We start from the raw sequence: 2,576 nt of genomic DNA on the forward strand, positions 1-2,576 counted from the left end.
CCCGGCAGGACTTTTTCAAAGGAACCTCCACCCACCACCGAATGGTGATGGACGGGGTATCAACATATCTGGCGTTGATTTTTGGCACGCTGTTGAGTTCTCAAGGAACGGACGCTTCCTTTGTACTCACCCTCTCGGGCTTTCCTCCGGGCTTTTCCCTTCGTGTTTCCAACCTTACCAGATCCGTTTTCCGTTCCGTTTCCGGTCGGAATTCATATCCGGTGGCCAGTTGGGAGGCCTTTGCCTATGTGATTGCCTTGCGGCTTTCTTTCGGCGAGTCCGACTTTATCAGAGGTTTTCGGTCGGTTCGACCGGCCGATCAGTTCTGAATTATCGAAAGGCGCTTCACCGGAATCGAATTCCAGGAAGCTGACAGATACTAACTGCCACCGCCGAGCTTGTCCAGCTCCAGGCAACTGTTCGAATCTACCTCCCCACGCGTCCCGTGTCAACGGTTTTTGTGGGGCGAAGAGGAGACTAGCAGTCTGACGGGGGTGCCCGCACATCAGGCCGCGGTCGGTACGGAGGCGCTGCGCTCGGCCTCCTCTACGTCACCCGTCTCACCTGCGCGTACCGCGCGGCCCCCCAGGATGTAGACGTACGCGAGGAAGAGGACTTCGGCGGTCGTGCCGATGCCTATGCGGGCCCAGGTCGGGAGGCCGGACGGGGTGACGAAGCCTTCGATGGCGCCGGAGACGAAGAGGACCAGCGCCAGGCCTATCGCCATGCCCAGGGCGGCACGTCCCTCCTCGGCGAGGGCCGTGCGACGGGTGCGGGGGCCCGGGTCGATGACCGTCCAGCCGAGGCGCAGTCCGGTGCCGGCCGCCACGAAGACGGCCGTCAGCTCCAGGAGACCGTGCGGGAGGATCAGGCCGAGGAAGGTGTCGAGGCGGCCGGCCGAGGACATCAGGCCGATGCCCACACCCACGTTGAGCATGTTCTGGAAGAGGATCCAGACGACCGGCAGGCACAGGAAGCCGCCGAGCACCAGGCACATCGCCGCCGCCTGGGCGTTGTTCGTCCACACCTGGGCCGCGAAGGACGCCGCGGGATGGCTGGAGTAGTACGTCTCGTACTGGCCGCCGGGGCGCGTGAGTTCGCGCAGCTCGTCGGGGGCCGCTATCGAGGACTGGACCTCGGGGTGGGTGCCTATCCACCACCCCAGCAGGACGGCGAGGGCCGTGGACAGCAGCGCCGTCGGTACCCACCAGTGGCGTGCCCGGTAGACCGCGGCGGGAAAGCCGTGCGTGAGGAAGCGGGTCACGTCGCGCCAGGAAGCACGGCGGGTGCCGGTGACGGCGCTGCGCGCGCGGGCCACCAGCTGGCTGAGGCGGCCGGTGAGCTGGGGGTCCGGGGCGCTGGACCGGATCAGGGACAGATGGGTCGCCGTGCGCTGGTAGAGGGCGACCAGTTCGTCGGCCTCCGCGCCGGTGAGGCGGCGCCGGCGGCGCAGGAGCGCGTCGAGCCGGTCCCATTCGGCACGGTGGGCGGACACGAAGACGTCGAGGTCCATCGGGTCGGCTGCTCCTCGGCTGCTCGTCGTGTGGTCAGCTTGTCGCACTGCGGCGCGATGTGCCTCAGCTTGGCAGACTGGCTGGTCTCAGGGCAGTTCGGGGAAGGGCGGCGGGCGTGAGTGAGCTTGTGACGGGCGAGGCGGTGGCGCTGGAGCTGCGGCCCGCGAAGCTGCCGAGCCGGGTGCTGGCCGTGGTGCTCGACCTGGTGGTGGCGGTGGCCGTCTATGTCGCCGTGCTGATCGCCCTGGTGCTGTCGACGGCCGCTCTCGACGCGGCGGCGCAGGCCGCCGTGTCGATCGCCGCGTTCCTCCTGCTGCTGGTCGGCGGGCCGATCGCGGTGGAGACCCTCAGCCACGGGCGCTCGCTGGGGAAGGCTGCGTGCGGGCTGCGGGTGGTCCGGGACGACGGCGGGCCCATCCGGTTCCGGCACGCGCTGGTGCGCGGGGCGGTCGGTGTGGTCGAGATCCTGATGACGTTCGGGGTCGTGGCGTGCGTCGCGTCGCTGGTGTCGGCGCGGGGACGGCGGCTGGGCGACGTGTTCGCGGGGACCCTGGTCGTTCGGGAGCGCATTCCCGCCGGGCGTACGGCCTTCGTTCCTCCTCCGCCGCCGTGGCTGGCGGGACGGTTCGCCGAGCTCGACCTCTCCGGGGTGCCGGACGGGCTGTGGCTGGCCGTCCGGCAGTACCTGACGCGGATGCGGCAGCTGGATCCGCAGGTCGGCTGGGCGATGGCGGAGCGGCTCGCGGCCGATGTCGCCGAGCGTACGGGGGCTCCGGCACCGCACGGGGTCCCGCCGGCGGCGTTCCTGGCGGCCGTGGTGCAGGAGCGGCAGGCGCGGGAGGCACGGCGGGCGTTCGGTGGAGGGGGTCCCTCCGGCGGCCCGGACATGTACCCGGCGGGTACGCATCCGGGGGCGTACCCGAGTACGTATCCGCCGGGTGCGTACCCGGGGGCGTATCCGGGTGGTGCCGTACCGGGTGTGCCGTACGGCGCGGTTCCTCCGCCCGCGGCGCCGGCTGTGCCACCGGCGCACGTGCCCGCTCCGCCGGCCCCGCCCGCACG

At 70.1% G+C, this 2,576-nt stretch carries 3 protein-coding genes; 2 read left to right on the forward strand and 1 reads right to left on the reverse strand.

Features of this window, described 5'->3' with window-relative positions:
- Nucleotides 1-329: hypothetical protein (locus HO151_RS00070; protein WP_217422720.1), on the forward strand; the 329-nt coding region annotated here is incomplete at its 5' end.
- 176 nt (nucleotides 330-505) lie between these two features.
- On the opposite strand, the gene HO151_RS00075 is transcribed toward HO151_RS00070, so the two are convergent.
- Entirely contained in the window at nucleotides 506-1,513 is a 1,008-nt protein-coding gene (locus HO151_RS00075; protein ID WP_173894096.1) for a stage II sporulation protein M, read from the reverse strand.
- Between the two features lie 116 nt (nucleotides 1,514-1,629).
- Here HO151_RS00075 and HO151_RS00080 point away from each other — a divergent pair.
- Nucleotides 1,630-2,576, forward strand: a 947-nt coding sequence (locus tag HO151_RS00080) for an RDD family protein (RefSeq protein ID WP_368039364.1), incomplete at its 3' end; no start/stop codon positions are given.

It is taken from the genome of Streptomyces sp. 8P21H-1 (genome assembly GCF_013302945.1).

Excerpts from the sequence above, each read along its gene's own strand:
- HO151_RS00075 (WP_173894096.1), bottom strand. The coding sequence starts at position 1,513 with ATGGACCTCGACGTCTTCGTGTCCGCCCACCGTGCCGAATGGGACCGG.